The organism is Bacteroidota bacterium (genome assembly GCA_016722565.1).
Taxonomy (GTDB): Bacteria; Bacteroidota; Bacteroidia; order 2-12-FULL-35-15; family 2-12-FULL-35-15; genus 2-12-FULL-35-15.
Map to the genome: position 1 here is coordinate 1020966 of JADKIU010000002.1, position 15826 is coordinate 1036791.

The following is a 15826-nucleotide window of genomic DNA, read 5'->3' on the forward strand; positions in this document are numbered from 1 at the left end:
TGGGCTATATATTTTGTGGATATCTTTCAGGTTCCAAACCAATAATTTTCGTAATTTTATACCTCTATTTTATAAAGCAATGTCGGGAGCCGATACAAAAGAAACCGTAAAACAAATTTTTTCTGAATACCTTGAAAATCATGGTCACAGAAAAACACCTGAGCGTTTTACAATTTTAAGTGAGATTTATTCTCATGGTGGTCATTTTGACATTGAATCGCTGTACATTCACATGAAGAACAAAAAATACCGTGTGAGTAGAGCAACATTATACAATACGATTGAGCTTCTTTTAAATTGCAACCTCGTTACAAAACATCAATTTGGAAAGAATTTAGCTCAATTCGAAAAATCGTATGAATTTAAGCAACATGATCATTTAATTTGTCAAGACTGCGAAAAGGTTTTCGAGTTTTGTGATCCCAGAATTCAGCAAATTCAAAAGATGGCCGAAGATGTATTACAGTTTAGCATCAATCATCATTCTTTAAACTTTTACGGAAGATGTAATAAGCTCAACAAAACTGGCACTTGCGAACATAAAAAAAACAAAGAAAAAAAATCAAAAGCATGATATTCGATTATAAATCAAGTAAATATGGCGACATCAATTCCTACCTTTTTTATGGTGAATTGATTGACCGTGGCCAAGCCACTTTATTATTGGAAGAAATTGAAACAGGCATTTCAAAAAACGAGAACAAAATTCTTTTGAATCTTGTAGATTTAAAATATTTGAACAGCAGCGGATTGAATGTTATTATCAATATTCTTACAAAAGCTCGTAAAGCAGGTGGAGATGTTGCTATTTGTAACGTTAACAAAAAAATAACGGAGCTATTAATTATCACGAAATTAAACAGTGTTTTTAATGTTTGTAATACCGTTGAAGATGCAATTGAAATATTAAATAAATAAACATTTGAAATTAACAGATTAATGAAAGTAGATGTATTATTAGGTCTTCAGTGGGGAGACGAAGGTAAAGGAAAAATTGTTGATGTATTAACACCAAAATACGATATCATCGGTCGTTTTCAAGGTGGCCCAAATGCAGGACATACATTAGAATTCAACGGTATTAAACATGTATTGCGTACCATCCCTTCCGGAATATTTCATGATAAAGCCATCAACATTATTGGGAATGGTGTTGTGATTGACCCGGTTGTGTTAATGTCTGAAATTCAGGCGTTGATAAAAATGGGGGTTGATGTAAAATCAAAACTTTTGCTCTCAACAAAAGCACATCTTATTTTGCCGACACATCGTTTATTGGATGCCGCTTCTGAAGCAGCTAAAGGAAAAGAAAAAATTGGTTCTACACTGAAAGGTATCGGACCAACCTATATGGACAAAACCGGTAGAAATGGAATCCGTGTTGGAGACATTTCATTACCAAATTTCAAAGATAAATATGCTGCTTTAGTTGAAAAACATAAACAAATGTTGGCACACCATAACTTTGAATACGATTTATCTGCAATGGAACCAGAATGGTTTAAAGCAATAGATGAGTTAAAAGCTTTCCAACAAATAGAAAGTGAACATTACATTAATAATGCATTCAAAAACGACAAAGCTATTTTAGCAGAAGGTGCCCAAGGTTCTTTGTTAGATATTGATTTTGGTTCCTACCCTTTTGTAACGTCTTCCAACACCATTTGTGCTGGCGCATGCACCGGTTTAGGAATTGCACCAAATCGTATTGGAAAAGTATTTGGAATCTTTAAAGCGTATTGCACTCGCGTAGGGAGTGGACCGTTTCCTACTGAATTGCACGATGAAGTTGGTGACAAAATCAGAAACAACGGTCGTGAATTTGGCTCTGTTACAGGCCGCCCAAGACGCACAGGTTGGTTGGACTTACCAGCATTAAAATATGCCGTAATGATTAATGGGGTTACCGAACTCATGATGATGAAAGCAGATATTTTAAGTGGCTTTGAAACCATACAAGTATGTACGCATTATAATTATCAAGGTAAAAAAATTGATTATTTGCCTTATGATTGTTCTCCTGAATTGCTTTCTCCTGTATATACACCTTTAAAAGGATGGAATCAGGACTTAACAGGTTTAAATAGTCCGGATCAAATGCCGGAAGCATTGAATGCATACATCTCTTTTATTGAAAAAGAAGTTGGTGTACCGATTTCTATTGTTTCGGTTGGTCCCGATCGTACACAAACATTAATGTGTAAAAAAGAATTGGTATAGTAATTGCCTACCCAAATGACTTAATTCATTCAAGCGACTTTCATAGCAACACCTTTTATACCAAACCAATGACTTCAGCAGAAAATAAAAATTTGATCACAACAAAAATTAGATCGTTTTTATTTCTTGCTTTTTATTTTCTGACTCTTCTTCCACTCCATTCCTATTCCCAAGAGAAAATAAAATCTGAAAGCAAAAAAATAAAAATTGAACATGCCGGCTCCCTTAAATTCGACAATAAATTAGGCAATGGAGCCCAACGTTTAATTGGAGATGTACGTTTTCGTCAGGACAATACACTTATGTTTTGCGATAGCGCCTATTTATACAAAGATAATTCGTTGGATGCTTTTGGTCATATCCATATTCAGCAAGGAGATAGTATCCATTTGTATGGTGAATTATTAAAATACAACGGAAATACAAAAAAAGCGCTTATCTCTAAAAATGTAGTTGTCAACAAAGGAGACATGCAACTAACAACGGATGAATTAAACTATGATGTTTCTACAAGTGTAGGATATTATGTTACTCCGGCACGAATCATCAATAAAGAAAATACACTCACAAGTAATACAGGGTATTTTTTTGCAAAAAGTAACGACCTTACTTTTCGTAAAAATGTTATCCTTACAAACCCGCAGTTTGTGATCAATTGCGATACCATGCGCTACAATACCTCTTCTAAAATGACCTTCTTCATCGGACCTACTACAATCAAAAGTAAAGATAACCTCATTTATGCAGAAGATGGATGGTATGATACATATAATGACCAGTCGCGCTTTAGCAAAAACGCCTATATCTTAACCAAGGAACAAAAGATGTTTGGTGATAGTTTATACTACGACAGAAAAAAAGGAATTGGCCGTGCAATAAAGAATGTACAAATCATTGATACAACACAAAATATCAACATTAAAGGAGCTTATGCGGTTCATAATGAATTTAAAGATCTTTCTATTGTTACCGGAGATGCGCTACTTACACAGATCTATGAGAAAGACACGCTCTACCTTCACGCTGATACGCTAAAAGCAATCGGGTCAAAACAAAAAAGCACAACAAAATCAACCACCAGTAAGGAAAACAAAGTACCCGTTCAAAAGAAAATTAAACAAATTAAAATAATAGGCACCGATACCACTTATATTTATGAAAATGTAAAAGCTGAGAATCAACAGTTATTTGCCTACCACAAAGTGAAATTCTATAAAAAGGACCTACAAGGAAAATGTGATTCACTCTATTACAGTACAATGGATTCATCAATGCGCATGTTCGGGAAGCCGGTTCTGTGGTCCGATGAAAATCAACTCACATCCGATAGCATTAAAGTGGTTATTGGGAACAAATCCATTCGTTCACTTGAGCTAAAAGGCTCCTCATTTATTGTTTCTGAAGAAGATAGTCTTCGCTTCAATCAAATACGGGGTAAAATGATGAACGGCTATTTTCAAAAAAATAAATTGTACCTAGTAAATGTAGAAGGGAACGGTCAAACGCTCTATTTTGTAAAAGAAAAAGAGGAAATAAAAGCTGTAAATAGAGCCGATTGTAGCGATTTGAAAGTATATTTAAAAAACAACAAAGTGGATAAAATTACGTTCATCACCAAACCCGATGCGACCTTATTTCCGCTTGAACAAGTAACAGCCAAAGAATTAAGACTAAAAGATTTTAATTGGCGTAAAAAAGAACGACCTTTGAATGTAAATGACATTTTCAAATGGTAACCCGATAAACTACCGAAACATGAAAAAAACACTCCTTTTACTAAGCATTTTAGTGCTTTCTTTCACTTTTGCGACAGCACAATCAAATCCGCTGGACAAAAAACTCGACAAAGTGAAAGACCTCATCAAAAAAGAAAAATACGAAGATGCAGAAACTTATTTGGTTAAGGTCTTAGATGAGAATCCGGGATTCGGAGATGGCTGGGATTTATTATCTAAACTCAGATACAAGTCCTACAAGGATGCTAAAGCAACTGACAATTTGTTTAATAACATGACCATTACCACCAAAGATAAAGATGGTAATGAAATCAAAGATGACTCGTTGGCGAACTCAGTAATGGAACTAATGAATAAAATCAAGCCTTCCAAAAGAGCTTTTAACAAATACATCTATACGATGAAAAAAGCACTACTTACTTCCACCGATGCCACGGGATGCAGTATCATTTTAAGGAATTATTTTGTGGATGAAGAAATTGATTCGGTTGTTAGCAAAAAAGCGATTAAGTATTTCAATGATGCGGAAGAAGAGTTTGGCAAAAAAAACTATGAAAAGGCTGCAAAAGCCTATAAAAGAGCGATTGAAGAACAACCTAATTTTTACAAAGCTAGCTTATACTTAGGTGATTGCTATTATTTTATGGGGAATTATGTAGAAGCAATTAAATATTTTAAAGAAGCTTCTCAAAAGTTTCCGAATCAATTGGAACCCAGAAAATATTTGGTGGATGCATATGCCAAAGAAGGTTTGTACCCAAACTGCTTAGATGAAGCCATCTTAGTAACTGCTGTTTATCCCGACTTAAACATGTTTGAAAAACTGGATGATGCAGCTTACTTAAACAACAAAAAGATTGACATCAAATGGACTCCCAGAGGTTGCTTCCCCAACAAAATAAAAGACACCACAAACACCGATTTTAATGAGTATGTGGATGACAAAAAACAAGCCACCAAAGAGCCGTGGACACATTATGAAAATGCACTTAACAAAATAAGCAAAGATTGTGATGCAAATGGATTTATTAATAACTCTACACTCACAAAAACAAAATACTTGGAAGTATTCAGCTGGGAAGAAATGTTAAAAAATAGCAATGACAGCTCTTTAGAGGAAGCGAAACGAATGCAAAAAGACGGCTATCTTGATTGTTATGTATTAGTTACTTGCTATCACATCGACTTTTACGAACAGTACAAAGATTTTGCGGCAAAAAATAAGGATAAAATTATTGCCTATTATAACAAATACATAATTGCAAAATAAGATGAAAGTATTATTGTACTCCTTTTTTTTACTGGTAATTGCACCATGCAACAGCACAAAAAAAACGGCTCAAACACCGGAAAAAGATAATAGTAAAGTAACGATTATCTACAAAACAACTCCTTGCTTCGGGCGCTGTCCGATTTATACCCTCACGATAAACGGTGAAACAAAAACAGCAACATTTGTTGGGCAAGAACACACCGAAAAAATTGGAACGTATTCAAAAGCAATCTCAAACGCTGAACTAGATGCATTTGTAAAAGCTTTTGAAGATGCGCAATTTTTCACCCTAAATGATGAATATTTAGGCAACATTACCGATTTCCCAATTAAATACATCACTTATACCAACAATGGGAAAACAAAAAAAATTAAAGAAAGAAGCGGTGCTCCGAAAGCACTAACCGACCTGGAAAACTCATTAAACGCCTATGCAAATAGCGATGGGTGGAAAAAAATGGAAGATGCTTCTAATTCTAAAGACTAAGCCAAAACTCTGTTTTGCCAGCTCTGCTTTAATGGCACTTCCCATTCTGAATCGAATGCAGCTTTAGAAGTAACCATATTATTGAAAACAATCGTTGATTCGTTTACTAAACCTTGGGCTGCCAGTTTTTCAAATTCCGACAGCTTGCATACATTAATTTCATTGGAAGTTCGATATGCCACTTGCATACGATCAAAGAGGTTTAAATTTAATTTCTGTTCCAATTCTTTGATAAAGTGTACGGATTTATCAATACTACAACCGCTTGCCAACGCTTGTTTTTCATCTACAGCTATTACAACAAATAAATGATGTAACACATCAAAACTGGCCTTTAAGCTGGCGCCATGTGCGGCCCAATCTGAAATAAATTTTAATCCTTCTTCTTCAATCGCCTTCACCTCAGCATCCGATAAAATACGATTGCTTTGATACACCCATAAACGGGCATCGGCTGGCATATGTTTGTGGCTCGTCATTCTTATAAGTCTTTTGCCTGAGCGATTAACTCCGCAACATCTAATACTTTAACTGTATTTTCTTTATTAAAGTGCTTCACACCATCCGTCATCATTGTATTGCAAAACGGACAACCTACAGCAATTACATCAGGGTTGAGTGCCAACGCTTCTTCACTGCGTTCAATATTCACTTCTTTGTTTCCTTTTTCCGCTTCTTTAAACATTTGTGCCCCGCCTGCTCCGCAACATAAGCCATTGGCTTTAGAACGTTTCATCTCCAACAACTCTGCATCCAAATTTATCATTACCGAACGCGGTGCTTCATAAACATCGTTCGCGCGACCTAAGTAACAAGGATCGTGGAATGTGATTTTTTTTCCTTTAAAACTTCCGCCTTCAATTTTTATTCTTCCGCTGTTTAATAAGTCTTGCAACAATTGTGTATGATGAATAACCTCATAACTTCCTCCCAAGGCTGGATATTCATTTTTCAACGTATTAAAGCAATGAGGACAACCAGTAACAATCTTTTTCACTTCATACCCATTCAACACCGTAATGTTGTTCATGGCTTGCATTTGAAACAAAAATTCATTGCCAGCACGTTTTGCAGGATCTCCAGTACAACTTTCTTCTGTACCCAAAACTGCAAATTTTACATTCGCATGGTTTAATATCTTAACAATTGCTTTGGTGATTTTTTTTGCTCGGTCGTCAAAACTACCGGCACAACCTACCCAAAATAAAATTTCAGGAGATTCTCCTTTTGCCAAATAATCGGCCATTGTTGGTACACTCAATTGCTCGCTCATGCTAAAATTATTTTTCAAAAACTTCTATAGTAACTTCCTTTTGTATTAAATCTGTAAATCGCCCTTCATATCGAGTTGCTCTCACCATGTGATTATCGATCCAATGATAATTTCCACCTCTCGGTTTTCCCATCAACAATCCATGATATTTAAAACCATTCTCTTTTAACCATTGTTCCGTTACTTCACGATGTGCTTCTGTTCGCGAAGTAAAAAAAGTAATGATATGTCCTTCATCAAACCATTTATTTAACGTAACCAATGCTTCAGGATAGAGCGCAGCAGTTGCCATTCGTTCCGGTTGTTCATTCGGAATATCATCACACACCGTTCCGTCAATATCAATTAAATAATTTTTTACGTTGGATGGCAAAACCGGACTAATCAATTGTCCGTTTTCTTCTTTTTCAATTAATTTCATATTGTTATTCGTTCTTCCAGTTTAATCGATCAGCCTGACTGAATTGCCATGGCGCACCATTATTCTCTATGTTTGTAAACATTCCATTTAACTCGGTTGGTGCCGAACTTTGTTCCATCACCATAAATCGTCTCATATCCATAATAATGCTCAGTGGATCAATATTTACAGGACATTCCTGAACACAAGCATTGCACGAAGTGCATGCCCACAACTCCTCAGGAGTAATGTAATCTCCTAACAATGATTTTCCGTCATCTTTAAACTCCCCTTTATTGGCATCCATATTTTTCCCAACTTCTTCCAAGCGATCACGAGTGCTCATCATAATTTTACGGGGAGACAATAATTCACCGGTAATGTTTGCTGGACAAGAAGAAGTACATCTTCCACACTCTGTACAGGTATACGCATCCAGCAATTGTTTCCAGGTCAAATCCGTTACTTCTTTTGCACCAAATCGCATCGGTGTATTCGGATCCACAACGGGTGGAACAAATGAAGGATCAAAAATGGCTTTCACCTCATTGGTCACCGATTCCATATTGGTAAATTTTCCTTTAGGTTCTAAGTTCGAATAGAACACATTTGGAAATGCTAAAAGAATATGAAAGTGTTTCGAATAAGGTAAGTAATTTAAAAATCCTAAAACCATTACAATATGTCCCCACCAACCTATTCGTTCAATCGTATGTAATGCCTCTGGGGACATTCCACCAAAAAGCATTGGTCCAAGATGACTGCTAATTGAAAATCCCAACGAACCGTCAGCTAAATTTTCAGCATGCGATAATCCTTGTGAATACAACACCTCATCTGCCCCATTCATCATAAAAATGAAACAGATTAAAGTGAGCTCACTAATCAAAATTAAATTCGCATCCAGTTTGGGCCAACCATTCAATTCGTTTTTTACTAAGCGAGGTACTTTTAATAAATTTCTTCTGGATAAAAATGCGATCGTCCCTATAAAAGCAAGAACAGATAGTATCTCAATAAAACTCACCATAAACGTGTAAAACCACCTAATGATGAACGAAACAAGCGATGATGACCTAATGCGCCATCTAGGATAATTTCAATTAATTCGATTTGGGTAATAACAAATGCGGCATAAAGGAATAAATGGAGAATTGCCGGTATCGGTCGCTCAAACATTTTCTTTTGTCCGAGTGCCACCAAACTCATAATTTTTACACGCTCCGAAAATTTATCTTTTCGATTAATGTCTTTTCCTAATAAAATATTTCGTCTGACTTTGCGTGCATTCAAGGTGAAAAAAATCGCACCGCCTAGGAATAATAAAATGAAAATAATGCTTGAGATCATAATAAAAAGTATCATGTAGTGAGTATCAAGTAAAAGACAAGACATTACCTAATCTTTAGGTTTATTCCTATCCTTCCGACCAAATACAGAAATACGAACATAACGTTCAGGATTGATTCTTAAATCTTTTAACAATTTATCTAAATCTTCAGATGATTTATCCAATTTGCGATACAAGCTATCATTGTTGATTAACATCCCCATTGTCCCTTGCCCACTGTTTATTTTCGTCATAATCTGAGAGGCTTGTCCCAAAGCTACATCCGCATTATTGATAGCAGAAGTCAAATTTGATTTCGCAATGGAATCGCTTATGTTTGAAAAATTATTAATCACATTTCCTAACTTATCACTATTGTTTGCAAGTGTAGTAGCCAATGTATTTACTTTCGACAGAATGCTTGAGATTTTGCTTTTCTCACTTTGCACCATTGTATCTAATCGGTATGAAGTTGTTTCCAAGGAAGTAATGGCCAACTTAATGCTCTCAAAACTTTTCGCAAGATTTTGACGTGCACTTTCATTAAAAACTTGTTGTACAACCACCATTACCGAATCAATAGAAGAAATTAAACCTACTGCTTTTTCTTGCAATGGAGCAATGGTTTTATTTACTGCGGTTTTTAAATCGTCTTCCTGAGCGGAAACCAATGTATCACCACTTTCGGCATAAGTGATTCCCTTGCCAAGTATTAATTGAACCGCTTTGGAACCTAAGATGTCGGAGCTAACCACCTTTGCAACAGAATTACGAGGAACTTTTACATCATTATCAAGCAACAGGGTAACAATTACGCTTGTAGAAGTATCATTCGCCAAAACAATTTTCCCTACAATCCCAACTTTAAATCCATTAATCATTAAAGGATTTGCCTCTACCAATCCATCAATATTATTGTAGACTGCATAGAATTTGCGCTGAGAAGAAAACAAATCCCTTCCTTTTAGAAAATTAAAGCCATAAATAAAACATCCAATGGCTAAGGTGGTGACAATTCCGACTTTTACTTCTTTTGATAGTTTCACTTTAAGACGTTAACGTTGTTGTGCAAATTTAATGAAATATTGCGATTATTTAAGCGGAATTCTTTTCCCATCTTGCATTGCTATTACAAATGCATCTTTGAACCCATTTTTTCGCAATAAAGCCTGTAGTTTAGCTGCATCAGCTTGGCTTTTACATTCACCTGAAGTATATTTATAAATCCCTCTATCGATATATTCTCCAGGCTTTTCCACTCCGGCAAATTTTTCAGAATTTAAGGGAATCGGCTTATCGGATGATGTTATCTGCACTTTATAGACAATTGGTGAATCAGATGTGTTTTTTGGCACTTCCGGAGTATCTTTTTTAACAACATCCTCTTCTTTGCCATCTGCTTTCACCGAATCCTTCTCCTCCTTCACAATTGGCGAAAGATTTCTACTAATTTCTTTCAATTCCAAAGAGTCCTCTTTCGTCATTTTATATGCCTCTTGCTTCTCGAAGGAGTCATCGTATTTCCTAGTAACCCCTTCTATTTCATCTTTATATTCTCTAAAAGCTCTAAATAAACCGGATGCGAGGTAGTCTTGACCTTTTGCCGAGCCCAAAAATTGCTCTTCAGAAGGGTTGGTCAAAAAACCAATCTCTGTTAATACACTTGGCATGTAGGATTTCCAAAGTACGAGTAGACTTGCACGTTTAACGCCTTTGTCTTTACGACCCACTTTTTGGCCATATTGTTTTTGCACTTTGGATGCAAAATTTAAACTCTGATCCACATAACTATCATTGAACATACTCATAATAATGTAGGATTCATCTGAATTAGGGTCAAATCCTTCGTAAGTTTTCACATAATCGTCCTCTAATAAAATGGCCGCATTTTCGCGTTGCGACATCCATCTTCCCTTTTTCATTTTTAATACCCATTACGTAGGTTTCCGCACCGTGCGCATCGTTGTTGCAAATGTCTTTTTTTAACTTTTTATCTCTATAACAAGCAGAATTGCAGTGGATACTGATGAATAAGTCGGCTTTCGCACGATTAGCAATATTTGCTCTTTCTTGAAGGGAAGGGAAAATATCTGTTTTACGGGTATAAACGACCTTTACATCTTTCATGTTTTCTTCGATGTATTTACCGAATTTAAGAGCGACAGCCAATGCGATATCCTTCTCCTTGTATTTAACACCATGGCACCCTGGATCTTTTCCGCCATGCCCTGCATCGATAACAATGGTTTTAACCGCAAATATTGGCTTGAATTTTGAAGAGAACGAGCTCACCAAAAAACAGGCGAAAAACAGAAACGATATAGAAAGTAATTTTTTCAATGTTTTTTTGTGTAATTAGCAACAATTTAATGTTGGCAAACGGCTATTGTCCTTTGCCAATTGTTTGTTTTTTTACTTAGTTTTGAACCTGATCAATTGTACTAAAACCAAAATTACTAGTTAAAATTGCGTATTGCTTCGCTAAAATCATTTTTTATCCTCGTTAGTTTGTTAATAACTGCAACGAGCTCGGCATTTGTAATGAATGCTTTGCCTGTTGATACCATTGTAAAAACAATCGATACTGTTCCGCAAAAAAAGGAGGGCAAACCCTTTCTTGAGGAAAAAGTAATCTACAGCGCTACCGATTCTATGCTCATCGACCGAGCTAATCAAAAAGCATACCTTTATAATAATGCGTTAGTAATTTATGATGGATTGAATCTAAAAGCGGGTTATATTGAGATTGATTTCAAAAACAATGTTGTATATGCCACCACGATGAAAGATAGCGCTGGCAAAGACATTCAGAAGCCGGTATTTGAACAGGGAGCTGATAAATTTACAGCCGGAAAAATCACCTATAACTTTAATACGAAGAAAGGAAAGATTGTAGATGTGATTACCCAGCAAGGCGAAGGTTACATCCATGGACGAGATATAAAGAAAGACACCAACAATGTGTATTATGTAGGGCACGGAAAATATACTACCTGCGATTTGGAGCATCCCCATTTTTATATCGGAGCTAAAAAAATAAAAGTAATTCCGGATGATAAAATTGTAACAGGTCCGGCTGTACTTTATTTAGCAGACATCCCTACCCCTTTGGCTATTCCTTTTGGATACTTCCCAAACAAAAAAGGCAGAGCCTCCGGTATATTAATGCCTACCTATGGTGAATCACTCAACTTCGGATTCTTTTTGAAAGACGGAGGATTTTACTTTGGAATGAACGAATATGTTGATTTGGCGCTGAGAGGCGATGTTTATTCCAATGGTGGTTTCGGAGCAAAAGCAGCAAGCAGTTATAAAAAGCGCTATCGCTATAATGGAGGATTAAGTATCAATTATTCTCGCATCATTGAGGGCGACAAAGAATTACCAAATTCCATCACTCGCAACGACTTTTTTGTACGATGGAATCATCAGCAAGATCCAAAATCAAGACCGAACAGTCGTTTTTCCGCCAATGTAAATGCAGGAAGTAGTTCCTATAACAAATACAACGGAAATGTAACAGGCGATTATTTATCCAATACTTTTCAATCGAATATTTCGTATTCCAAATCCTTTTCCGGAACACCCTTTAATTTTTCAGCGAATGCACGACACAGTCAAAATACCATTACAAAAAAGGTTGATGTCAGCTTACCCGAATTGGCTTTAAATATGAATCGTATTTATCCCTTCAAAGGCAAAAATAGTGTAGGTACAAAATGGTATGATAAAATTGGTTTGAGTGCAACCGCCAATGCCAGAAACGATATCAATACCTATGATACGTTGTTGTTTACTGACCGTACCTTGCGACAAATGAAAAACGGTGTTCGATTTACAATGCCCATCAGCACCTCTTTTAATGTGTTGAAGTATTTCACATTAACACCCACCATTAATACCGCTAGCAATATTTATTTTGAAACCATTCAAAAAAGATACGACCCGAATATTAATTATGTTTTTACAGATACAATTGTTGGAGCAAAAATGGCAAATGATTTTAGTGTATCCACCGGATTAAGTACTCGTTTGTATGGCGATTACTTTTTCAGAACCAAACGCCTAAAACAAATACGACACGTTGCTACCCCACATTAAGTGCAAGTTATCGCCCCGACTTTAGTGAAAGCGGATACGGCTATTATAAAAGTGTGCAAACAGATGCATTAGGAACAGAGCAGAAATATTCTATTTTTCAAAATGGAATTTATGGTTCACCACAAGCTGGAAAATCAGGATTAATCGGATTTAATTTAAACAATTCCATTGAAGCCAAAATCCGACAGCATACGGATTCGGGGAACGTAGATAAAAAAATAAGTCTATTGGAAAGTTTCAACATTGGCATGTCGTACAACTTAGCTGCAGAAAATTTCAATTGGTCATCCATCAATATCAATGGGCGTACACGGTTGTTTAATCGTTTGGACATAAACGCAACAGCATTAATTGATCCGTATCAGATTGATTCAATAGGAAACAGAATTGAAAGTTTGAATACAAGAACAATGAAAATCGGTAGAATTACCAATTCCAACGTTTCTTTGAGCAAATTTTAGAAGCAAAGATGGTGATGCAAACAAACCCAAAACCAGCACAGTGGGAACACAAGACGAATTAGATTTTATTAATGCGCACCGCGATGCCTATGTCGACTTTAATGTACCATGGAATTTGAATGTGTATTACAATATCAATTATAGCAAACCCGGCATTACTGAAACGGTTTCACAATCGGTGACTTTTAACGGTGATTTAAGTTTAACAAAAAAATGGAAAATCAGTTTATCCTCCGGTTATGATTTTACACAAAGAAAAATGACGTTAACCTCCGTAAATGTTTACCGAGATTTACATTGCTGGGAAATGCGTTTTAATTGGGTACCTTTCGGTTTCCGTCAAAGTTTTTCCATCGATATCAATGTCAAATCTTCTGTGTTGAGAGATTTGAAATTAAGTAGAAGAAGAGGCTGGCAGGATTATCAATAAGTAACTAGGTGACTAAGTGACTAGGTGACTAGGTGACTAGGTGACTATGGAATTAAGGAGTAAATTTATAGATTCTTAAAAATAATAATACCATGAAAAAAATTATTACATCAAAAAATGCACCGGCACCAATTGGGCCATATAGTCATGCGGTACAATTCGGCAATATGTTATTCGTGAGCGGACAAGTAGGAAAACATCCAGTAACTGGAGAGTTGATGCTTGCGGATATTAAAACAGAAACCACACAAGTAATGGAAAACGTAAAAGGCATTTTAACCGATGCCGGAATGGATTTTACCAATATTGTGAAAACGACCATCTTTTTAACGGACATGAACAATTTTGCTTCAGTAAATGAAGTATACGGTTCTTATTTCAAGGGTGATTATCCTGCGAGAGAAACGGTGCAAGTATCGAAACTTCCGTTGAATGTAAATGTAGAAATTAGTGTAACAGCGATTAAGTAATCGAAAACAGATTTGACAAATAAATAACCCTCTTTGCGTTTTGGAAAGAGGGTTATTTTATTTTTTATATTTTCGTTTGCTGCAATTGCGTTTTATAGCCTGCAATTTTAACCCAATAAATAATCCAGCAGACCAAACCACCTAAAGCGGCCAATCCTCCAAGAAAAGGGATAATACTGCAACAATAAAGAATACAATAGGTAAGTCCGATACTATAACCGGGACGATCTTCCGTTTGTTGAATCCCTCTTGAAATAAATTCGGCTTTTAAAGAATCTGCAATTCGATTTACAACAATAAACGACCATACCAAACCAAACAGCGGTATTAATATCAACCAAACTTGACCGGGAGGTAATTTTTGATTTTGCGGACTCACTTCATTCAACGTTTTTTGCAACGTCAACAAGTAAAAAATTTGAGGGATTAATCCAATTGCAATTCCTACAATAACCAAAAGAATTATAAGGCTCACTGTTGCTGCTTCATCCATGATAAATTGATTTATAAAAATTAATACTTAATGAACTACGACATGTGTTTTAAATTGATGGCATACATCACGATAAAAGCAATTGGAATAGCGGCTCCCAAGAGCATAAAACCACTAAATCCCATTAATATTCCGGGGATTGCAATTCCCAAAATTTGTCCACATACATAGGCATAAAAACCAACTTTACGCAATTTCCACATCATTAATGCACCAAAAAGGCAGAATAGATTTGAACCAATAGCAGTTAAAGCAAGTGGAAGTGCATTCAATGCATTTTGATGCCCCATTTCCATAAGCGAACCCAGAAAACCTTCTGTTGGTAGATTCCCACCCGACATTTCCATCATCGTTTCGTATTCTTCCAAGGCATAAGGTGCTTTTATTAGGCTATACAACCCACTTACAAGGCCCAATCCTACAGCAATAAATGTTAAAATACAAAGTACTTTTAAAAACTGAGGCAACTTTGCGGGCACCATATTCTCATTATTTATATCTTCCATAATAGTTGTTTTTGATACTGGTTACAAACGTAGTAAAATAAAAAACACTCCCGATTAGAGGAGTGTTTTTATTAAAAAGTCGTATTGACTATTTCATTGCTTTTGTATTCAAGAAATACATTACGATGAATGCCGCAGAAATAACGATACCCATGATAGATGCAGCGAAACCTGAATAAACGATTCCCATAATTAAAGAAACTACAGTTGCTCCAGTATATAACATGAAGCCAGATTTTTGCAATTTCCACATTTTGATAACTCCGAAAAGAGCAACAATTGTAGTTAAGAAACCAACAATAATATAAGCCCAAGTTAAACCAACTCCAGGAGTTGCTGCCATAGCTGTATTCATTGCTTCACTCATTTCAGATGACATTTCAGATGACATACCTTCCATTCCAGAAGAAACAGCGGTAGCTGCACCCATTAATCCAATAACTGCAATGTATCCAAGGATTGCGAAACCCGCTGCGATAAAAGATAAGATACACAATACTGTTAAAAATACTGGTCTTTTTGCGGCTTCACCGCCATTGTTTGTTTGTTCCATAGTTTTTTGTTTTTAGTTTTTATTTAGTTTATAGTTGAAATTCTTTAGCTAATAAAAAAAAAGGCCGTTCATCCAAAAGTCGGGTTCAATATG

The 15826-nt window shown here is 35.9% G+C and carries 17 protein-coding genes and 2 pseudogenes; 10 read left to right on the forward strand and 9 right to left on the reverse strand.

Features of this window, described 5'->3' with window-relative positions; all coding sequences use genetic code 11:
- Positions 1-79 precede the first annotated feature (79 nt).
- The 6 genes from IPP64_09990 (at position 80) to IPP64_10015 (ending at position 5716) form a co-directional block, all read left to right on the forward strand.
- Positions 80-574, forward strand: a complete 495-nt coding sequence (locus IPP64_09990) for a transcriptional repressor (protein MBL0329727.1) — start codon at positions 80-82, stop codon at positions 572-574.
- Positions 571-918 (forward strand): STAS domain-containing protein, encoded by a 348-nt coding sequence (locus tag IPP64_09995; GenBank protein ID MBL0329728.1) that lies wholly within the window; start codon positions 571-573, stop codon positions 916-918. The genes IPP64_09990 and IPP64_09995 overlap by 4 nt, the downstream gene beginning before the upstream one ends.
- 21 nt (positions 919-939) lie before the next feature.
- Positions 940-2220 (forward strand): adenylosuccinate synthase, encoded by a 1281-nt coding sequence (locus tag IPP64_10000; GenBank protein ID MBL0329729.1) that lies wholly within the window; start codon positions 940-942, stop codon positions 2218-2220.
- A 68-nt stretch (positions 2221-2288) separates the two neighbouring features.
- On the forward strand, positions 2289-3956 hold the full coding sequence (locus IPP64_10005; protein ID MBL0329730.1) for a hypothetical protein: 1668 nt from the start codon (positions 2289-2291) through the stop codon (positions 3954-3956).
- A 19-nt stretch (positions 3957-3975) separates the two neighbouring features.
- Positions 3976-5226 (forward strand): tetratricopeptide repeat protein, encoded by a 1251-nt coding sequence (locus IPP64_10010; protein MBL0329731.1) that lies wholly within the window; start codon positions 3976-3978, stop codon positions 5224-5226.
- Between the two features lies 1 nt (position 5227).
- The gene (locus IPP64_10015; GenBank protein MBL0329732.1) at positions 5228-5716 is read left to right on the forward strand and encodes a hypothetical protein; all 489 of its coding nucleotides are present in this window, start codon (positions 5228-5230) and stop codon (positions 5714-5716) included.
- Here the strand turns inward: IPP64_10015 and IPP64_10020 are convergent.
- The 6 genes and pseudogenes from IPP64_10020 to IPP64_10045 all read right to left on the reverse strand — a co-directional run bounded on the left by IPP64_10020 (position 5713) and on the right by IPP64_10045 (position 11059).
- Positions 5713-6195 (reverse strand): ABC transporter ATPase, encoded by a 483-nt coding sequence (locus IPP64_10020; GenBank protein MBL0329733.1) that lies wholly within the window; start codon positions 6193-6195, stop codon positions 5713-5715. The genes IPP64_10015 and IPP64_10020 overlap by 4 nt on opposite strands.
- Positions 6196-6197: 2 nt before the next feature.
- Entirely contained in the window at positions 6198-6989 is a 792-nt protein-coding gene (locus IPP64_10025) for a (Fe-S)-binding protein (protein ID MBL0329734.1), read from the reverse strand.
- A 7-nt stretch (positions 6990-6996) separates the two neighbouring features.
- Positions 6997-7410 (reverse strand): phosphoheptose isomerase, encoded by a 414-nt coding sequence (locus IPP64_10030; protein MBL0329735.1) that lies wholly within the window; start codon positions 7408-7410, stop codon positions 6997-6999.
- 4 nt (positions 7411-7414) lie between these two features.
- Positions 7415-8739: pseudogene (locus tag IPP64_10035) on the reverse strand ((Fe-S)-binding protein).
- Between the two features lie 48 nt (positions 8740-8787).
- Positions 8788-9765 carry an MCE family protein gene (locus IPP64_10040; GenBank protein ID MBL0329736.1) on the reverse strand — a complete coding sequence of 326 codons (978 nt, stop codon included), beginning with the start codon at positions 9763-9765 and terminating at the stop codon, positions 8788-8790.
- A gap of 45 nt (positions 9766-9810) precedes the next feature.
- A pseudogene (locus tag IPP64_10045) lies at positions 9811-11059 on the reverse strand (N-acetylmuramoyl-L-alanine amidase).
- 168 nt (positions 11060-11227) lie between these two features.
- Here IPP64_10045 and IPP64_10050 point away from each other — a divergent pair.
- The 4 genes from IPP64_10050 (at position 11228) to IPP64_10065 (ending at position 14181) form a co-directional block, all read left to right on the forward strand.
- Positions 11228-12820 carry an LPS-assembly protein LptD gene (locus IPP64_10050; protein MBL0329737.1) on the forward strand — a complete coding sequence of 531 codons (1593 nt, stop codon included), beginning with the start codon at positions 11228-11230 and terminating at the stop codon, positions 12818-12820.
- 53 nt (positions 12821-12873) lie between these two features.
- Positions 12874-13281 (forward strand): hypothetical protein, encoded by a 408-nt coding sequence (locus IPP64_10055; protein ID MBL0329738.1) that lies wholly within the window; start codon positions 12874-12876, stop codon positions 13279-13281.
- Positions 13282-13321: 40 nt separating this feature from the next.
- On the forward strand, positions 13322-13711 hold the full coding sequence (locus IPP64_10060) for a hypothetical protein (GenBank protein MBL0329739.1): 390 nt from the start codon (positions 13322-13324) through the stop codon (positions 13709-13711).
- 92 nt (positions 13712-13803) lie between these two features.
- Complete coding sequence (locus IPP64_10065) at positions 13804-14181, forward strand: RidA family protein (GenBank protein MBL0329740.1); 378 nt, start codon at positions 13804-13806, stop codon at positions 14179-14181.
- Between the two features lie 64 nt (positions 14182-14245).
- On the opposite strand, the gene IPP64_10070 is transcribed toward IPP64_10065, so the two are convergent.
- The 3 genes from IPP64_10070 to IPP64_10080 form a co-directional block, all read right to left on the reverse strand.
- A complete protein-coding gene (locus IPP64_10070) occupies positions 14246-14674 on the reverse strand; it encodes a hypothetical protein (protein MBL0329741.1) in 429 nt (142 codons plus the stop codon).
- Between the two features lie 35 nt (positions 14675-14709).
- A complete protein-coding gene (locus IPP64_10075; GenBank protein ID MBL0329742.1) occupies positions 14710-15180 on the reverse strand; it encodes a hypothetical protein in 471 nt (156 codons plus the stop codon).
- 88 nt (positions 15181-15268) lie between these two features.
- Positions 15269-15733 (reverse strand): hypothetical protein, encoded by a 465-nt coding sequence (locus IPP64_10080; protein ID MBL0329743.1) that lies wholly within the window; start codon positions 15731-15733, stop codon positions 15269-15271.
- Positions 15734-15826: the final 93 nt, after the last annotated feature.

What these genes read in the sequence shown, in the direction of transcription:
- IPP64_10065 (MBL0329740.1), top strand. Translation starts at nt 13,804, where the DNA reads ATGAAAAAAATTATTACATCAAAAAATGCACCGGCACCAATTGGGCCA.
- IPP64_10000 (MBL0329729.1), top strand. Translation starts at nt 940, where the DNA reads ATGAAAGTAGATGTATTATTAGGTCTTCAGTGGGGAGACGAAGGTAAA.
- IPP64_09995 (MBL0329728.1), top strand. Translation starts at nt 571, where the DNA reads ATGATATTCGATTATAAATCAAGTAAATATGGCGACATCAATTCCTAC.
- IPP64_10070 (MBL0329741.1), bottom strand. Translation starts at nt 14,674, where the DNA reads ATGGATGAAGCAGCAACAGTGAGCCTTATAATTCTTTTGGTTATTGTA.
- IPP64_10020 (MBL0329733.1), bottom strand. Translation starts at nt 6,195, where the DNA reads ATGACGAGCCACAAACATATGCCAGCCGATGCCCGTTTATGGGTGTAT.
- IPP64_10010 (MBL0329731.1), top strand. Translation starts at nt 3,976, where the DNA reads ATGAAAAAAACACTCCTTTTACTAAGCATTTTAGTGCTTTCTTTCACT.
- IPP64_10075 (MBL0329742.1), bottom strand. Translation starts at nt 15,180, where the DNA reads ATGGAAGATATAAATAATGAGAATATGGTGCCCGCAAAGTTGCCTCAG.
- IPP64_10005 (MBL0329730.1), top strand. Translation starts at nt 2,289, where the DNA reads ATGACTTCAGCAGAAAATAAAAATTTGATCACAACAAAAATTAGATCG.
- IPP64_10030 (MBL0329735.1), bottom strand. Translation starts at nt 7,410, where the DNA reads ATGAAATTAATTGAAAAAGAAGAAAACGGACAATTGATTAGTCCGGTT.
- IPP64_10015 (MBL0329732.1), top strand. Translation starts at nt 5,228, where the DNA reads ATGAAAGTATTATTGTACTCCTTTTTTTTACTGGTAATTGCACCATGC.
- IPP64_09990 (MBL0329727.1), top strand. Translation starts at nt 80, where the DNA reads ATGTCGGGAGCCGATACAAAAGAAACCGTAAAACAAATTTTTTCTGAA.
- IPP64_10025 (MBL0329734.1), bottom strand. Translation starts at nt 6,989, where the DNA reads ATGAGCGAGCAATTGAGTGTACCAACAATGGCCGATTATTTGGCAAAA.
- IPP64_10080 (MBL0329743.1), bottom strand. Translation starts at nt 15,733, where the DNA reads ATGGAACAAACAAACAATGGCGGTGAAGCCGCAAAAAGACCAGTATTT.